The sequence below is a fragment of the Solidesulfovibrio sp. C21 genome (assembly GCF_047785625.1).
Lineage (GTDB): Bacteria > Desulfobacterota > Desulfovibrionia > Desulfovibrionales > Desulfovibrionaceae > Solidesulfovibrio.
The window spans coordinates 23177-39305 of sequence record NZ_JBLODY010000037.1; the positions used below are offsets into that span (position 1 = coordinate 23177).

The window sequence follows — 16129 nt, forward strand, 5'->3', positions numbered from 1 at the left end:
GTGGGGAAAGGCGGTCAGCGTCCGGGGCGGCGGCCGAGGGCCCGGACCAGGGCGTCGTATTGGCGCAGCTGTTCGGCCAGAAAGCCTTGTTCGCCATGAAAGACCAAGGCCTTTCGCGGGCAGGTGAGAAAGCAGTACAGGCAGCCCAGGCAGTCCGGATGTCCGCCTTGTGCGGCAACCTCCACCGGATCGAGGCCGGACGGGCAGAAATCCCGGCACACCCCGCAGTCGTCGCAGGCCGCCCGGTCGAGGGTGAGCCCGTCGCAGCGCATCTCCTCGCGGCAAAAAACGTCCTGCCGTAGTCCCGTCTTGAAAAGCAGCGCCCCGAACCAGTCCGTGCCGGCCAGGTAGCGGAACAGGGCCGTGTTGCGCACGGCCAGGAAATACTTCTGCCGGGCCGGGCTGTGGATGAAGCTCGCGATCCGGCCGGCCACCGGCGGGGCGAACGGCCGCCCGGCCAGAAGCGGCAGGGAGCGTCCGTCGCAAAAGGCGTCCATGGCCGGCGTGACCAGGCCGCGCCGGCGGGCTTCGGCCAGGGGCCGCACCTTCCCGGCCGGGAAGCCGGCCATGTGGGCGCAGGCCAGGTCGATCAGGTAGGGATTTTCCCCGAAAATCAGCGTGTCCAGGCGCAGCGGCGTGCCGCGCGTGGGGCCGAGCCCCTCCATGGCGACGAGGGCGTCCACGATATGGAGGCCCGGGCGTACGGCGAGGTTCAGGTTGACGATGTTGGCGGCCAGGCTCTGGTGGGTCTTTTTCTTGTTTTCCTGGCCGACCAGGCAGCCCATGAGGTTTTTGAGGCACACGGACATGCCGGCCTCGAAATGGGTCTTGAGCTTGGGCAGGTTTACGACCAGCGCCGCATCGAGCACCGGCGCGGCGACCATGGCCGTGACCCCGTTTTCAAAGGCCACGGGCCTGCCCGGGGCGTCATTGAGGTCAAGCACCGGGCAGCCGAAGCGCGCCGCCGCCTTGTCCACCCGAAGGCGCCCGATCACGCCGATCCTGTTGCGGTAAAAGCCGGAATTGGTCCCTTCGCCGACCGTGACGTCGCTGTAGCCGGCGTCGCGCAGATGCCCGAGCAGGGCGCAGAGCAGGCGCAAATCGGTGGTGTTGCCGGTCAGCGCGTTCATGTTGGCGTTGAGATTGGGCTTGACCAGGATGGGCGCGGCCCGATCGGCGGGGAAAACGTGGGCATAGGCGGGCAGGACGTCGGCCAGGGCCCGGGCCGCCTGGGTCAGGGATGCGGCCCGGCGGATGTCCAGGCGAAATGCGGTCATGGGCGCTCCGGGGCAGGGGTTGGCGTCAGACGGCGGCCGCGGCCACGATGCGGGCCACCACCGCGTCCTCGGTCAGATCCGAGGTGTCGATGACCAGGGCGTCCGGGGCGGCCACGAGCGGCGCTTCGGCCCGGCCCTGGTCCTGGGCGTCGCGGCGGCGGATGGCGGCCAAAATGGCCTCGTAGTCGGCCGGCTTGCCCAGGGCGGCAAGCTGGAGCATGCGGCGTCCCGCCCGGACCTCGGGGCTGGCGGTAAGGAAAAACTTGTGGGGCGCCCGGGGAAAGACCACCGTGCCCATGTCGCGGCCTTCGGCAAGCAAGTCCGTGGCCGCGCCGAGGGCCTGCTGGGCCAGCCGCAGCCGCCGCCGGACCACGGGCAGGACGGCCAGGTTCGAGGCCCAGCCGCCGACCTGCTCGGTACGGGCGGCATCGGGCAGGGGCGCGCCGTCGACCAGCAGCACGGTGTCCGCGCCGGAGCCGGCCAGGGCGAAGGCCATGGCGGCCAGCCGCGCGTCGATGGTCGCCTCGGGCAGCGCATGCCCGCCTTCCCCCAGGGCGAGGGCGAGTCCCCGGAACATGGCCCCGGTATCCAGGTAGGCCACGCCGAGGGCCCCGGCCGCCCGGCGGGAAACGGTGGTCTTGCCCGCCCCGGCCGGGCCGTCGATGGTCACGATGCGGCGGGAATTAGAAGCCATGTTCGATGGCGTCCTGCATTGCGGCCAGAAACATGGCGTTTTCCTCGTCGTTGCCGATGCTCACGCGCAACAGCTCGGGCAGGTCGTAGCTCTTGAGCGCCCGCACGATGATGCCGCGCTGCAAAAGCGCCTCGAACAGCTCCAGGGCGGGGACCGGGGGCTTTAACATCAGGAAGTTGGCCTGGGACGGATAGACACGGCAGCCGAGCTGCGTCAGCTTTTCGGTCAGCAGCTTGCGGCCCCGGACCACGGTATCGAGGCTGGCCTGCAAAAAGGCGGTGTCCTCGAGGGCGGCCATGCCGGCGGCTTCGGCCAGCAGGTTGACACTGAAAGGGAGCCTCACCCGCAGCAGGTAATCGGCCAGCCAGTCCGGCATGACGCCGATGCCGAGCCGCAGCCCGGCCAGACCGAAGAGCTTGGAAAAGGTGTGCAGCACGACCACGTTGTCGCATTGGCCAAACCGGGGCAGCACGGAATATTCGGCCGCCGGCTCGGCGAATTCGGCATAGGCCTCGTCGACCACGAGCAGCGTCCTCGGCGGCAGGGACCGGGCAAAGGCGAGCACCTCCTCGGCCGGCACGGCATGGCCCGAGGGGTTGTCGGGATTGGTCAGGAAGACCAGCGCGGTGTCGTCGTCGCAGGCCGCGCGAAGTCCCGGCAGGTCGAAGCGGAAATCGGGTCCGAGCGGCGCCTGGCGCAAGGTCACGCCGCAAAGCCTGGTCTGCTGCACGTAGATGGAAAAGCAGGGCGAAAAGGCCACAACGTTGCTTTTGCCCGGCTCACAGGTGACGCGCACGAGCAGGTCGATGATCTCGTCCGAGCCGTTGCCGGCCACCACGCATTCGCGGGGCACCTTGTGATGGGCGGCCAGGGCCGCTACCAGGGCCGGATTGCCGGCCCTGGGGTAGCGGAAGACCATGTCGCCCTTTCTGGCCAGCACGCGCTTGACGAGCGGCGAGGCCCCAAGGGGGTTTTCATTGCTGGCGAGCTTGATCACGCGGGTCAGCCCGTAGCGCTCCCTGATCTCTTCCATGGATAGTCCGGGAGCGTACGGGGTGAATCCCCGCACCGCCTCGCGGACACGGTCGTTTGGCTGCATGAACGACGGCTCCGTATTGCGATAGGCAGTATAGTGGTTGCTCGGGTCGTGCCCTCGAAGTCCGTGTGGACGGATCTCGAGGGCAATATGCTCGAATACTTAATTTCTTTAACGGACGTGACCCTAGGCTGCCGCGTGCGGCTTGACAGTGAGCACGGGGCAGGTGGCGGTCTTGACCACCTTTTCGGCCACGGAGCCGAAGATGATCCGGTCGATGCCGGTGCGGCCGTGGGTGCCCATGACGATCATGTCGGCATGCTGGCTGTCGGCGGCCTTGAGGATCTCCTCGGCCGGGTAGCCGGTCAGCACCAAGCCGCGCGCCGGCAGGTCCTTGAAGTTTTCGGCCGTGAAATCGTTCATGGTGGTTTCGGCCGAGGCGACCACGTCGCCGACAAAGGTGTCGAGGGCGGCCTGGGGCACGTTGAAGCCCACGTATTCGGCCAGGGACGGGGCCACGTAGACGCAGACGATCTCGGCCTTGGCGGCTCGGGCCAGCGTGGCCGCGTACTCGGCCACGAGCGGGGAGCCCTCGGAGAAATCCACGGAGCACAAAATTTTTTTCAGGGCTGGCATGGCAGCGCCTCCTTGGTTTGACCAGGCTTGCTTCCGCTTAAGTCCCGGCGATATTGTCCGAAAAGTATGGGACAAGCCCGGTCGGACAAGGATGCCAAAGTGGATGGCAATAGACAAGGCGTTTCACCTGTCTTATGCAATGAAACGACGATCAACGCGTAAGACCGGCGACGGGGCAAATTTTGCCTGGTTACGGAAAAGTAATTTTCAGTGATATCAGCATGTTCATGGAATATCGGGAGCTGGCAGGCTCCTTGCATGTCGAAAGGAAACGTTAACGCGGGGGAAGGCCGATGAAAATCCAAAACGACCAATTGACCGCCCTGCAGCAGACTGCGGCCAAGTCCGCTGGGACGAAGGACGGCTCGGACGCCTTCGCGGCGCTTTTGGCCAAGAAAGTCGGCGATGGCCAGTCGTCCCAGGATCCGGGGCTTACGGCGCCTCCCCTGGCCGGCTATGCCGCCCTGGATGTGTCCGGCACGCAAGGCACGGACGCTGCCGAGGCTTCGGGTCAACTCAGCGAAGAAGAGCAGGCGGTTATGAAAAACATGGACTCCCTGCTGGCCAAGTGGGAAGACTATGCCGATCAGCTTGCCTCGGGCTCCGGGGGGGATTCCCTCAAGCAGGCCTATGGGGTGCTGGAAAACATTGAAACCGGCGTCAAGCAGCTCAAGGACGACCTGCCAAGCGATGCCAACACGGGGCTCGGTTCCCTGGTCAACGAACTGGAAGTCATGACCGTAACCGAAAAGATCAAATTCAACCGGGGCGATTACATCTAATTCGCACCGGCGCGTATTCCCCTGCAGGACGGAGCCGGCGTGCCGCCGCCGGCTCCGCTCCGCCTCTGGACGTCGCGCGCTTGCGCCCGCTTTCACCGCTTCCCCGGAGGCGGTTTTTTTGTGGGAGAGGGGCCGCCCCCGCTCAGGTCGCCGCGGCCGGAAATTCCCGCAGCACCTCGTGGCGCGCGCCATGCTCCGAAAGCACCGAGCGCCACAGCGTCATGGCGGCTACGGGCACGGGCGGCCACAGCGCCTGCGTCAGCAGCGCCAGCATGGCCGGCCAGTCGCCGCCGCGTTCCGGTTCGCGTATCCGGGCCAGGGTCAGGTGGGCGGCAAAGGGGTTGCCTTCCGGCGCGATGCCGAGCGGGGCCAGGGCCGCGTCTACGGCGGCGGCGAGTTCCCGGCACGCCTGCGCCCCTTCCCGCAGCCCGGCCCAGACCACCCGGGGCCGTTTCTGTCCCGGGAAAAAACCGCCGCCGGCCAGATTCAGACGAAAAGGCGCAAAGCGTATGCCGCCAAGCGCCTCGCCAACGGCCTCGATGCCGGCAGGCCCGGAAACGGGCGTCTCCCCGAGGAATTTGAGCGTGATGTGGGCTTGTCCGGTCCGCACCCGGCTGAGGCGGCCGCGGCACAGCGGCGCGAGCGCCGCCCCGAGCCTGCCGGCCATTTCCTGGCAGGACTGCGGCAGGGCAAGGCCCACAAAGGCACGGACATGGTCCATGGGCGGGCTCCCGGGCGGCCGGTCACTTCTTGGCGGGCTTTTGCGCCGTGGGCGGAAATTCGGTGAAGTAGCGCTCCACGAATTCGTCGATGACCAGGGCCGGCTTTTCCTTTTCGATCAGCTTCTTGTCGAAAAAGCGGATATCGCGCGACGTGGCAGGGTAGGGCCACAGGTAGATGGATTTGTCGAAATGCTCGGACAGGAAGGGGACCAGTTCGTGGGCGAAGGAATCCCGGAAGATCACGACCGAGGGCTTGGAGGGGTTATGGGTGTCCATGACCACGGTGGGCTGGAAGTAGGGCGGGGTGGGACGGGCCTCGGTGGTGGCCACGGCCTCACGCTTGAAACGCGGCGTGAAGGTCACCCGGCTTTCGGGAAAAAAGTCGCCGAGGGCCAGCATGCTGGCCAGGCCGCCGCTGAGGTCCGGGGTGATGCTGATGTCGAAATCCCCCCGGATTTCCGGTTCGAACTGCGGGAACCACTTGTCCAGGCGCTTCATGATCGCCACATACCCGGCAAAGGCCCCGAACGTCGTCCAGTGGGTGTCGGTGCGGTAGTAGGCCAGGGCCTGGCGTTTGACCTTGTCCATGATGGGCCGCAGATCGAGAACCTCGACGCCCGCCCCGGTAAGCGCGTTCACGATCTGGTCGGTGCGGCTTATGGGGCTCACCTTGTTGTACTGCAGCGGCAGGAATTCCGGATACACGGTGTGCTTGTTGGGCGCGACCACGATCAGGTAGTGGATGCCGCGCTCGGCCAGCCAGTCCTGCCTGTCCTTGTAGATCTTGACCCAGTGGGCCAGTTGGGCCGGGGTGAAAAGCTTCACCGCCCGGAAGTCCTGGATGACGTTGAGCTCGTTGTTTTCCTGGGACAGGAACAGCCAGTCGCCCTTGCCCTTGATGACGGTCTGGTACTGGTTGGAGGAGCGCAACAGGAAGATGTCGAGGATGTTTTCCAGGCGGACCAGCTCCCGGCGGAAGCCGAAGGTCTTTTCCAGATAGCCGCGCTGGAGGACGTTGAAGGATTTGAAGAGCTGGGACAGCGAAAAGTCCGGCAGCTGGTTGGGATCGTTTTCCATCAGATAGACGTCCGGGGCCAGATCGAAGACATGGTCGGCCACGGGCAGGCAGATCAGGCACAAAAACAGGGCAACGCCGAGAACGACAATGACCTTGTGGGGAAACGTAGGGGCCACGCTCATGCAAGACCTTAGAACTGAAAGTAAATGAACGGATTATGCGTGCCGCTGGCCAGGGACATGGCGCACAGGATGAAAACCGCCGGCATCACGACGAGGCTGATGGCGGCCTCCAGGCCATCGTCGAGCGCCACAGGCCCAACCCTGCGCATGGCCAGCAGGCGGCCGCGTATGCCCTTGATCCAGGGGATGATCGGGGTCGCGCCGATCACGGCCGCCGTCAGCACGATGGCCACCTTGGGGTTGAGGAAAAGGCCCACGTGCCATTCCACGCCCGATCCCTGGGCGAATCCGGCCATGGCCTTCAGGTAGTTAAGCGCCACGGGCAGGGATTCGGCCCGGAAAAAGACCCAGGCCACCATCACCACCAGCAGGGTGTAGAGATGGGCGATGAGCCGCGGGCCCTGGGTCACGCGTTTGGCCAGGGGAAAGCGCTCGATCACCGAGAACAATCCGTGGAACATGCCCCAGATCACGAAGTTCCAACTGGCCCCGTGCCACAGGCCGCACAGGAAAAAAACCGTGACCAGGTTGAAATACATCCGGGACGTGCTGCAGCGGTTGCCGCCAAGCGGAATGTAGAGGTAATCGCGGAACCAGGTGGAAAGGGAGATGTGCCAGCGCCGCCAGAATTCCTGGATGGAGCGCGACACGTAGGGATAATTGAAGTTTTCCATGAACTTGAACCCGAACATGTGCCCCAGGCCGATGGCCATGTCCGAGTAGCCGGAAAAGTCGAAATATATTTGCAGCGTGTAGCACAGGATGCCGAGCCAGGCCACGGGCGTGGTCAGATGCTCGGAGGGGATGGCGAAGATCTTGTCCGCCGGCAGCCCCACCACGTTGGCGATCAGCACTTTCTTGCCCAGGCCGATGATGAAGCGGTTGATGCCCTGGGAAAACCGCTCCAGGCCCACGCTTCGGTGGGTGATCTGGGAGGCGATGTCCTTGTAGCGGATGATGGGGCCGGCCACGAGCTGGGGGAAAAGCGAAATGTAGAGGGCCGTGTTGGGCAGCGACATCTGCGGCGGCGTCTGCCGGCGGTAGATGTCCATCAGGTAGGAAATGCAGTGGAACGTGAAAAAGGAAATGCCGATGGGCAAGTGCACGGCGCCGACCGTCATGGTCGGCAGGCCGAATTCGCCCAATACCAGATTGCAGTTGGCCACGAGGAAATTCGTGTACTTGAAAATGACAAGGAGCAGCAGGTTGAAGGTGATGGCCACGGCCATCTGGCGCTTGGCGTTGTTGCGCTCATGGGCTTTGTAGATCCATATGCCGAACAGATAGTTGGCCAGGATCGAAACCAGCATGATGACGACATATTCGCCTTCACCCCAGGTATAGAAAAAAAGGCTCGCCGCCAGTAGAATCCAGTTGCGCAACCGCCCGAAGGCCACAGTGGAAAAATACAGCGCCAGCACGAGCGGCAAAAAATAAAACAGAAATGAAGCGGAGCTAAATACCATGATTGGGTTTTGGGGTAGGGGGTTTGCGACGCGGCCGCCAAATCGCGGCGTCGGCGCGGAAGGCGAAAGCACGTCACGCCCGCGCGTCCTCACGTGGGTGTTCGCTCTTACCCAAGCAGACGCGGTTTGACAACTCCCGGCTTCTCCCCCTTGCTTTGGGCCGCGACTCCGCTACAACGGGTCATGCCAACGGAAATTCCCCACCTCGAGGCCGCCCGCCGGCTGCTGGCCGGCCTGGACCCCGCCTGCGTCTGGCGTCCGGTGTACAGCCCCGACGGAACCCTCCTTGCCTCGGGGCACGGCCCCGGCCCGGACGAGCTCGAAAACTACGTCGGCAACCTCGATGTGGCCGGCAAATCCGTGGTCGACCTCGGCTGCAACCTGGGCTACTTCGCCTTCATGGCCTCCCGGCGCGGCGCAACCCGGGTTCTCGGCTGCGACGTCGATCCCGCCGTCATCCGCGTCGCCAGGGAGCTGGCCCGCCTGCACGGTCTGGACAACGTGGAATTTTCCGCCTGCGACTTTCTGTGCGAACCGCCCGACGCGCCCCCCTGCGAAATGGCTATGCTCATCGACTTTATCGGGCGCGGCGTCATCACCAAGGGCCGACTCCAAAGCGTGGCCACCGCCGCCGTGGCCTGGGCCTCGGATGAACTTTTTTTCACCTTGCGCCCCGCCTACCAGCTCGACGATCTGCCCGCATCCCCGGCCGCCCTCGACCGCCTTTACCCCGGCCATGTGCGCGACGGACATTTTCATCTGGCCGATGCCCTGGCCGAACAGCTCGGCCCTCACTGGTCGCCGCAACGCCTTACCGGCAGCGGCCGGGTCAAGACGGCGCTGCTTTTCACGCGGATCGGATAAGGCGGAGCAGGGGCCCCGCCCCTGCGACCCCGCCAGCCAACCCTTCCTCCGTCCGGCCAAAGCACACCGGAAGGGGGGCCCGGGGGGCCCATGGCCCCTCGGCGGAGTGCAGAGGCAGAGCCTCTGCCGGGGTATGGGGCAGAGCCCCAGCCTGCCCCCTCGCGTTACCGGCGAAAAAGCCCTTTCAGTCCATGCGGTTCGCAGCGCAGGTACTGGTCCGGCGCGTCGACCTGGTCGCCCAAGGCGGCGGCGGCGTGCCAGGGCCAGCGCGGGTCGTAGAGCATGCCCCGGGCCAGGGCGACCATATCGGCCTGGCCGGTTGCGACGATGGTTTCGGCCAGGGCCGGGTCGGTAATGAGCCCCACGGCGATGGTGGGCAGGCCGGTTTCGCTGCGGATGCGTTCGGCGAAGGGGACCTGATAGCCGGGCGCGACGGGGATTTGTTGCTGCGGCGACAGACCGCCCGAGGAGACGTGGATGTAGTCACAGCCGCATTTCTTGATTTCGCGGGCAAAGGCGACGCTGTCCTCGATGTCCCAACCGCCGGGGACCCAGTCCGTGGCCGAGATGCGCACGCCGAGGATGCGGTTTTGGGGCAGGGCCTTGCGCACGGCTTTGACGATGCGCAGCGGGAAGCGCAGGCGGTTTTCGAGGCTGCCGCCGCAGTCGTCGTCGCGGGTGTTGGAAAGGGGCGAGAGAAACTGGTGCAGCAGGTAGCCGTGGGCGCAGTGGATTTCCACGCCGGCCAGATCCAGGGCGTCGGCGCGTTTGGCGGCGTCGACGAAGGCCTGTTCGATGCGGCCGAGCCCGGCGGCGTCGAGGGCGTGGGGCGTGATCTCTTCCGGCTCGTAGGGGATGGCCGAGGGGGCGTCGGGCACCCAGCCGCCTTGGGCCGGGGAAATCTGCGCGCCGCCGTCCCAGGGGGTGGCCGTGGAGGCCTTGCGGCCGGCGTGGGCGAGCTGCACCAGGATGGGGATGGGCGCGCAGGCCCGCACGGCGGTCAGCGTGCGGCGCAGGGAGTCTTCGTGGGGTTTGGACCACAAACCCAGGTCCTGCGCCGAAATGCGCCCCTGGGGCTCCACGGCCGTGGCTTCGATGACGAGGGCCCCGGCCCCGGAGATGGCCAGATGGCCGAGATGCATGGCGTGCCAGTAGGTGGGGTGGCCGTTTTCGGCCGAGTATTGGCACATGGGCGCGACGATGATGCGGTTTTTAAGCGTTCGCGGCCCGATTTTGACAGGGGAAAAAAGGACACTCATGGGTACGCCTCCGGATGTTTGCCATTTTGTAGCGCCGGCGGCGGCGGGCAACAAGGGGCGGCGGCGTTTTTACGGCACTACAAAATGAGCAGGGCGGAAAGGAGCGCCAGCCCCAGGGCCGCGCCGCACAGGGCGGGCGTACTGGGAACGAGGCTGCGTCCGGCCTCTCGCCCTGGATAGAGGGCCAGGGCGTCCCCGACCAGCCAGGCCGCGGCCAGGGCCGGCAGATGGGGAAAGAGGTTTCCCGTCATCCCCTGATAGGCCAACAGCAGTCCCAGGAACGCGCCCGCTTCGGCCATGCCGGCGGCCAGGTTTCGGGACTCGTCCCCCCGCAGTCCCGGCAGGCTGGCGCGGCCGGCCAGGGCCGCGAGCACGGCGATGCACAGGGCCAGATAGGTGAGCGCCGTGGACAGCGCCCTGGCGCCGCCGCCGAGGACCGTGCCGATGGCCGCCGGTACGGCGGGAACCGCCGTCACGGGGCATCGCCACTGCCAGGCGGCAAGGCGCAGCTCGATAAGTCCCGACATGGGCAGCAGCAGCACGAAGCCAAGGGCCATGACCGACAGCCAGGTTTCGGGAGCGCGGCCGCCCGGCGATCCGGCGGCGCAGAGGATGCCGGCCACGCAGCAGGCAAGTCCCATGTCCAGGCTGGCGTTGAGCGGCGTGAGCTTCGGGATGGCGACGAACTGGACGAAAAGTGCGCCGAGGGCGGCCGAGCCGGCCAGGGCGGCGGGCAGGCGGGCGCACTTTTTCCCTCCCTGGCGACAGCCGACGGCTCCGGTCAGCGTCCAGACGAGCCCCAGGCAGAGTCCCAGGGGGGTGAAGGCGCCAAGCGCGGAGCCCGCCACGGCCAGGGGCGAGAGGGCGGCCGCGTCGCCAACGATCATGCCCGGCCGGGCCAGACGCGGCAGCAGCAGGGAAACGGGCAGGCTGATGGCAAAAAAGCCGAGCGCCGGCCCGAGGAGGTTGGCCGGATCGCTCTCGGGCCAGAGCCGGCGGGGCAGGGTCGCGCCGGCGGCGATAGCCAGGGGGAGCAAGGCCAGGGCTGCGCCCATGGCGGCTTCGTTGCCGCAGTAGGCCAGCAGCAGCTCGCGCAAAAGGAGGCAGGTCGCGCCGGCTCCGGCGAATCCCAGGGCCAGGGCGGCGGGCAGGGGGCGTCCGGTATGGAGCGTTTGGGTAGTCATAAAAAGAGCTTGCAAAAGCGGGCGAACAGGGTTGTCGCTTCGTCCGGCGCACCGGGGGCTTGGGCGGAGCGGTTGGCGGCGGCGCGGGCGGCAAAAATCGCCCGCACGCGGTCGATGATTTCGGGATGGCGGGCCAGGACCATGCGAAATCCCTCCCGGTCCACCTCCAGGCCCCGCGTGGGCTCCACGGCGCGCACGTCGGCCTGGCGTGGTTCGCCGGTCAAAAGGGCCATTTCGCCGAAAATCTGGCCCGCCGCCAGCCGGGCCACTTCCTTGCCGTCGATGACCACGGCCACAAGCCCGGACAGGATAAAGCACATGGTCGTGCCCTGTTCGCCCTTGGCAACGATGGTCTGGTCCGGGGAAAACTGGCGGATCACGGACACCCGGGCCAGCATCTCCATTTCCGCGTCGGTGAGGCCGGAAAGCAGCTCCACCTCGCTTAGGGCGGCCAGCCCCTCGGGGTGTCCGCGATCGGGGTCGGGGGCGTCCATGATGACGCGCCGGGCCGGGGGCGGTATTTCGATGCCGCGCTCGACAAACTGGTACCAGATGGTGGAAAGCACGGCATCGGCGGTGTTGAAGCGCGTATGGAAGCCGCGGATGTAATAGACGGCGGCATACATGACCCGGTCGGCCTGGATTTCGTGCAGCCGGGCCCGGGGCGGGGGATTTTTCAGGACCCCCTCGGCCCGGGTCAGGGCCATCTGGATGGCCGATTTGACCTTGACCGGCGGCGCGTCGGGAGGTGCCGGCACATAGACGATCTGGCACAACGTGCTGTCCGGGCGGTTGTAGTTGACGAGGCGTTCCTTGGCCACGGCGTTGTTGGGCAAAAACACTTCGGAAGCGGCGAGGGTCATCACCTTGGTATAGCGCCAGGTCACTTCCGTGACCCGGCCTTCCACATCGCCGAGCTTGATCCAGTCTCCCTCGACAAAGGGTTTTTCCACCTGGAGAAGCAGTCCGGAAAACAGGCTGCCGATGGTGTCCTGCATGGACAGGCCGATGACGGCGGTGAGGATGGCCGAGGAGGTGAGCAGGGACCCGAGCTGGATATCGAGCAGTTGCCGCAGTCCCCAGCCCACGAGCACGGCCAGGATGCAGAATTTGAGCAGGTCCTGAAGGATATGGCGGCCGGGCCGGCCGGTCCCCCGGGAGGGCGCGAGGTGGGTGTAAACGAAGTCCACGCCATGGCAGGCGGCCAGCCAGATCATGACCAGCGCGGCCACGGTCATGGTGGTTTCCCCGGAGGCGGCAGCCTTGGCCGGCAACAGCCAGGACAGGCCCCACAGGAGCGCCAGGCCGCAGAGCCACTTGACGAGGCCCCCCAGCGGGCGGCTAATGACGCCCCGGCGCCACAGCAGCCGCAGGAGGGCCGTTATGGCCAGAAAAACGGCCACGGCCGCGCCCAGTCGCCAGCCGACGCCGATGGTCATACGGCCAAGCTCGGGCAATGCTGCGGGCAATGAGACGGCGGCTGTGGGCAAGGACGGCGGCTCCTTTTTGGCGTTGGCATGTCCTACGTGGCCTGTGCTCCGGCGTCAACGTGGCGCGCAAACGACAAGGAAGTGTAGACGGTGTCGAGAAAAAAACGTGAACGACAGGATCCGGTGACCCTCGGACTGCCTGCGGGCGGGGTGGAGAGCCATGCCCATCTGGACGTGGAGGAGTTCGCCCCGGAGGAGATCGGGCCTGCCCTCGACCGGGCGGCGGCGGCCGGAGTGTCGGCCGTGGGCAACGTGTTTCTGGGACCGGCCGCCTATCTGGCCCATCGGGACTATTTCAAGGACCGGCCGGAAGTCTTTTACATCCTGGGCGTGCATCCCTGCGACGCGGCCACGATGGCGGCCGACGACCTGCCGGCCATGGCGGCGGCCTTTCGTGACGAGGCGCGGCTTCGGGCCGTGGGCGAGATCGGGCTCGACTATTATTGGGATGCGTCCACTTCCGCGACGCAACAGCGCGTGTTCCGGGAACAGTTGGAACTGGCCAAGGGACTCGACGTGCCGGTGGTCATCCACAGCCGTAATGCCGAAGGGGACACGCTGGCCATCCTCGACGACATGGGGTTTCGGGACCGGCCGCTGGTGTGGCACTGCTTCGGCGGCGGGGCCTGGCTGGCCGGGGAGGTCTTTTCCCGGGGCTGGCTGGCCTCGATCCCGGGGCCGGTGACCTATGCCAAAAATACCGATCTGGCCGAAGCGGTGGCGGCCATGGATTTGTCCCGCATCCTCCTGGAGACCGATACGCCATACCTCGCGCCCGAGCCCTGGCGCGGCAAACGCAACGAGCCGGCGCTGATCGTCTTCACCGCCCAGCGCGTGGCCGCGCTCATGGAACGCGACCCGGCCGAGGTCTGGCTTGCGACCGGAGCCAACGCACGAAGGTTTTTTGGGATATAGGAGAAGATGCGAGAGGGGGATACGCCAAAAACTTTTTGCGATGACAGACTGTTAGCGTTAGAAGTCTTGGAGCGGGGGCCTGAAGGAACGGTGCATGGAAGATATCAAAAGAAGATTGATCGACGATCCGCGCTACAGACGCCGGCGGGAAACGTGTCTGGCGCGGCCCACGGTCTTCATTGCCCTGACCGGCCATTGCAATCTGGCCTGCGCCTACTGCTCGACACGAAACGTCCGCCGGGAGCGACGCAACATGGAAACGGCCCTGGCTCGGCATATCGTGGACCAGTGTTTGGCCAACGACTGGCCTTTTTCCTTCGGCCAGACCTACGAACCGTTTTTGCATCCCGAGGTGGAGACCGTGATCGCCCATGTCGCGGCCGGAGGACGGATTTTTTCCTGCGCAACCAACGGATTGGCCATCAAGAAAAGCGCCTACGACCTGCCCATGCGCCTGCTTTTAAGCTACAGCGCCACGCCCGAGGATTTCGCCTTGCGCGGGGCGCGGCTGTCCTTTGCCGCCTACCGGGAGAAGATCCTGGGCTTTTTGCGCCACCGCATCCGCCGCCGCGTGCCCGGCACGATCGCCGTGCAGATTGCCGACTACGGCATTTTCCGGGACGGGCTGGACTATTCCAAGGCCATCGGCGATGTGGACGGAATCTTGGCCAAGACGCGGGGGCTCGCCGCGCTGCTCGGCGTTCATGACGCGGCCGCGCCGGACGGCAGGCGGGAGGACATCGCCGCGCGAAGGCCCCTGGTGCTTTTCGCGGACGGGGAGACCGTCATCCAGGTCCAGCCGACCAAGATCATGCCCAACAGCTACGATGCTTTCGTGGCCCTGGAAACGGCCGCCGAACCGTGCGGCTATTGCGACTCCTGCCATACGACGTTCTCGATCCAGGCTGACGGCACGGCGGCCTTTTGCTGTTGCGACCCCACGGCCCGGGCCACGGCCGGGCGGATCACCCCGGAAACGGACCTGCGCGATTTCTGGCTCGGAGAGGAAATGACGCGCATCCGGGCCGGATTCGACGCCTTTGCCCCGGTGCATCCCTTTTGCACCCAGTGCCTGGCCAACGTCTCGGAGCACATCAAACCGCTTTTGACCGTGGCCGATCCCGGGCTGGTGGCGGTCATCTTGCGCGATCTGGGCGTTACGGGCGATCTGCCCTGGTTTTCCTTTCCTTGAGGGGGGGCGGCGCGCATGGACAATGCGTCGTCGGGTTGCCCAAAAGCCGCGCCGGAGGTAGGGTCGCCGGCAACCCGCAACACCCTGGAGGCGCACCGCTATGGCCCTTGTCATCACCACCCGCGGCGATATCGACCAGATCATCGTGACCTCGCTGCCCCGCGCCTTCGTGCAGCGGGTCTACCGGCACTGCTGGGGCAAGAACAACACCCCTTATTTCGCGGGCAACTGCTTTCGGGGCGTGCTCTATTTCGACGAACGGCTGGCGGCGAAATACGCCGAGGATCAGGGGTTGCCCTGGCACGGCTGGCTGGCCGCGCCGAAATTCTACCACCGCACCGGCGCGGTCTACGAGCATGAGCTCAGGCTCGACGTGCGCTTGGGCGATGCGGCCGAGCCGGTCACCTCGGTCGGCGTTGCCCTGATCGAGGCGCGCCCGAAACTGGCGGAGTACACCGCGCGCCTGGCCGAGGACGAGGTGCTGTGCCTGCTCGGAGCGGTGGACAAGGGGGAAATGGTTTTCACCCTGGACGACGTCGACGGCCCCTTTGATTCGGAGAAGCTGGCCATCCACGTGGACCGGCTTTCGGACCTTTACTGCGAGGAGTCGGTCATCACCGGCATGACCTACGATGGACGGAAGCTGTCCATGGAAACCGGCGAGTCGCGGGGCAAGAACATGATCGATCCGCTGCTGATAAGCCGCGACGGCCGCCTGCTCGACATGTATGATTTCGCCTAGGCGCCGCTCCGAAATGTTTCGGGCGTGGCCGGCTCCGTCTTGACGGGGTGCTGGTGCGATTCTGATCGATAACAGGTAGTTCCTAGCCAATGCGCCATACGCGGCATTCTGGAGGCAGCTGGTGAAAACCGTACTGGTCGTGGACGACGACCCGAGCATCCGGGCGCTTATCCGGCTGTATCTGGAAGGCGCGGGTTACGCGGTGCGGGAGGCCGCCGACGGGAAGCTGGCCATGCAGTCCCTGGCCGGGCAGTCGGCCGACCTCGTGGTGCTCGACATCTTCATGCCGGAGATGGACGGGCTGGAGGTCTTGCAGGTGCTGCGCGAGACCTGCCGGACGTGCAAGGTCATGGCCATTTCCGGCGGTTCGGCCAAGGTCGGCATGGACCTGTTGAGCCATGCCACCATTTTCGGCGCCGACGACGTGCTGGAAAAACCGTTCACTTCCGAGATCCTGCTGGAAAAAGTCGTGGCTCTCATCGGCTAAGCCGCTGAAAAAGACAGTGCGAGAGGGGAACCCTTTTTGAAAAAAGGGTTCCCCTCTCGCGCTCTCCCTTCCCAAAAACTTTTAACGGTTACAGGTTGGTAGGGCCAACATACTGTAGTCGTTGGAAGTCTTTGGAAAGGGGGGCCGGGGGGAAACCATTCTTCAGAAAGGTTTCCCCCCGGC

Annotated in this window: 16 protein-coding genes; 6 read left to right on the forward strand and 10 right to left on the reverse strand. The window is 65.7% G+C overall.

Translation table 11 applies throughout. The features are described 5' to 3' along the window. Positions 1-14 precede the first annotated feature (14 nt). From ACMZ6R_RS12200 to ACMZ6R_RS12215, 4 genes are all read right to left on the reverse strand, one after another. Complete coding sequence (locus tag ACMZ6R_RS12200) at positions 15-1277, reverse strand: DUF362 domain-containing protein (RefSeq protein WP_416111783.1); 1263 nt, start codon at positions 1275-1277, stop codon at positions 15-17. Positions 1278-1302: 25 nt separating this feature from the next. Continuing rightward, complete coding sequence (gene cmk / locus ACMZ6R_RS12205; protein ID WP_416111785.1) at positions 1303-1971, reverse strand: (d)CMP kinase; 669 nt, start codon at positions 1969-1971, stop codon at positions 1303-1305. Beyond that, positions 1961-3070, reverse strand: coding sequence for a histidinol-phosphate transaminase (hisC, locus tag ACMZ6R_RS12210; RefSeq protein WP_416111787.1), 1110 nt, complete (start codon positions 3068-3070; stop codon positions 1961-1963). The genes cmk and hisC overlap by 11 nt, the downstream gene beginning before the upstream one ends. Before the next feature lie 123 nt (positions 3071-3193). Then, positions 3194-3643, reverse strand: coding sequence for a universal stress protein (locus ACMZ6R_RS12215; RefSeq protein WP_416111789.1), 450 nt, complete (start codon positions 3641-3643; stop codon positions 3194-3196). Positions 3644-3936: 293 nt separating this feature from the next. Here ACMZ6R_RS12215 and ACMZ6R_RS12220 point away from each other — a divergent pair, with 293 nt between their 5' ends. After that, on the forward strand, positions 3937-4425 hold the full coding sequence (locus ACMZ6R_RS12220) for a hypothetical protein (RefSeq protein WP_416111791.1): 489 nt from the start codon (positions 3937-3939) through the stop codon (positions 4423-4425). A gap of 142 nt (positions 4426-4567) precedes the next feature. Here ACMZ6R_RS12220 and thpR read toward each other — a convergent pair whose 3' ends face one another. Genes thpR through ACMZ6R_RS12235 form a run of 3 tightly spaced genes read right to left on the reverse strand, consistent with a single transcriptional unit; the run spans position 4568 to position 7813 of the window. After that, positions 4568-5146, reverse strand: a complete 579-nt coding sequence (gene thpR / locus ACMZ6R_RS12225) for an RNA 2',3'-cyclic phosphodiesterase (protein ID WP_416111793.1) — start codon at positions 5144-5146, stop codon at positions 4568-4570. 22 nt (positions 5147-5168) lie between these two features. Next, entirely contained in the window at positions 5169-6347 is a 1179-nt protein-coding gene (locus ACMZ6R_RS12230; RefSeq protein ID WP_416111795.1) for an alginate O-acetyltransferase AlgX-related protein, read from the reverse strand. 8 nt (positions 6348-6355) lie between these two features. Next, complete coding sequence (locus ACMZ6R_RS12235) at positions 6356-7813, reverse strand: MBOAT family O-acyltransferase (protein WP_416111797.1); 1458 nt, start codon at positions 7811-7813, stop codon at positions 6356-6358. A 183-nt stretch (positions 7814-7996) separates the two neighbouring features. Between ACMZ6R_RS12235 and ACMZ6R_RS12240 the strand changes: the two genes are divergently transcribed. Beyond that, the gene (locus ACMZ6R_RS12240; protein ID WP_416111799.1) at positions 7997-8677 is read left to right on the forward strand and encodes a methyltransferase domain-containing protein; all 681 of its coding nucleotides are present in this window, start codon (positions 7997-7999) and stop codon (positions 8675-8677) included. Between the two features lie 164 nt (positions 8678-8841). On the opposite strand, the gene ACMZ6R_RS12245 is transcribed toward ACMZ6R_RS12240, so the two are convergent. The 3 genes from ACMZ6R_RS12245 to ACMZ6R_RS12255 all read right to left on the reverse strand — a co-directional run bounded on the left by ACMZ6R_RS12245 (position 8842) and on the right by ACMZ6R_RS12255 (position 12610). Continuing rightward, the gene (locus tag ACMZ6R_RS12245) at positions 8842-9936 is read right to left on the reverse strand and encodes an NADH:flavin oxidoreductase/NADH oxidase (protein WP_416111801.1); all 1095 of its coding nucleotides are present in this window, start codon (positions 9934-9936) and stop codon (positions 8842-8844) included. Between the two features lie 77 nt (positions 9937-10013). Continuing rightward, the gene (locus tag ACMZ6R_RS12250) at positions 10014-11120 is read right to left on the reverse strand and encodes a hypothetical protein (RefSeq protein ID WP_416111803.1); all 1107 of its coding nucleotides are present in this window, start codon (positions 11118-11120) and stop codon (positions 10014-10016) included. Then, complete coding sequence (locus ACMZ6R_RS12255) at positions 11117-12610, reverse strand: cyclic nucleotide-binding domain-containing protein (protein ID WP_416111805.1); 1494 nt, start codon at positions 12608-12610, stop codon at positions 11117-11119. Before ACMZ6R_RS12255 ends, ACMZ6R_RS12250 begins: the two co-directional genes overlap by 4 nt. Positions 12611-12700: 90 nt before the next feature. Here ACMZ6R_RS12255 and ACMZ6R_RS12260 point away from each other — a divergent pair, with 90 nt between their 5' ends. From ACMZ6R_RS12260 to ACMZ6R_RS12275, 4 genes are all read left to right on the forward strand, one after another. Next, positions 12701-13525: a TatD family hydrolase gene (locus ACMZ6R_RS12260; protein ID WP_416111807.1), complete on the forward strand. Its 825-nt coding sequence runs from the start codon at positions 12701-12703 to the stop codon at positions 13523-13525. Between the two features lie 94 nt (positions 13526-13619). Next, complete coding sequence (locus tag ACMZ6R_RS12265; protein WP_416111809.1) at positions 13620-14717, forward strand: radical SAM/SPASM domain-containing protein; 1098 nt, start codon at positions 13620-13622, stop codon at positions 14715-14717. 100 nt (positions 14718-14817) lie between these two features. Continuing rightward, a complete protein-coding gene (locus tag ACMZ6R_RS12270) occupies positions 14818-15459 on the forward strand; it encodes a hypothetical protein (RefSeq protein WP_416111811.1) in 642 nt (213 codons plus the stop codon). A gap of 121 nt (positions 15460-15580) precedes the next feature. Next, on the forward strand, positions 15581-15946 hold the full coding sequence (locus ACMZ6R_RS12275; protein WP_416111813.1) for a response regulator transcription factor: 366 nt from the start codon (positions 15581-15583) through the stop codon (positions 15944-15946). Positions 15947-16129: the final 183 nt, after the last annotated feature.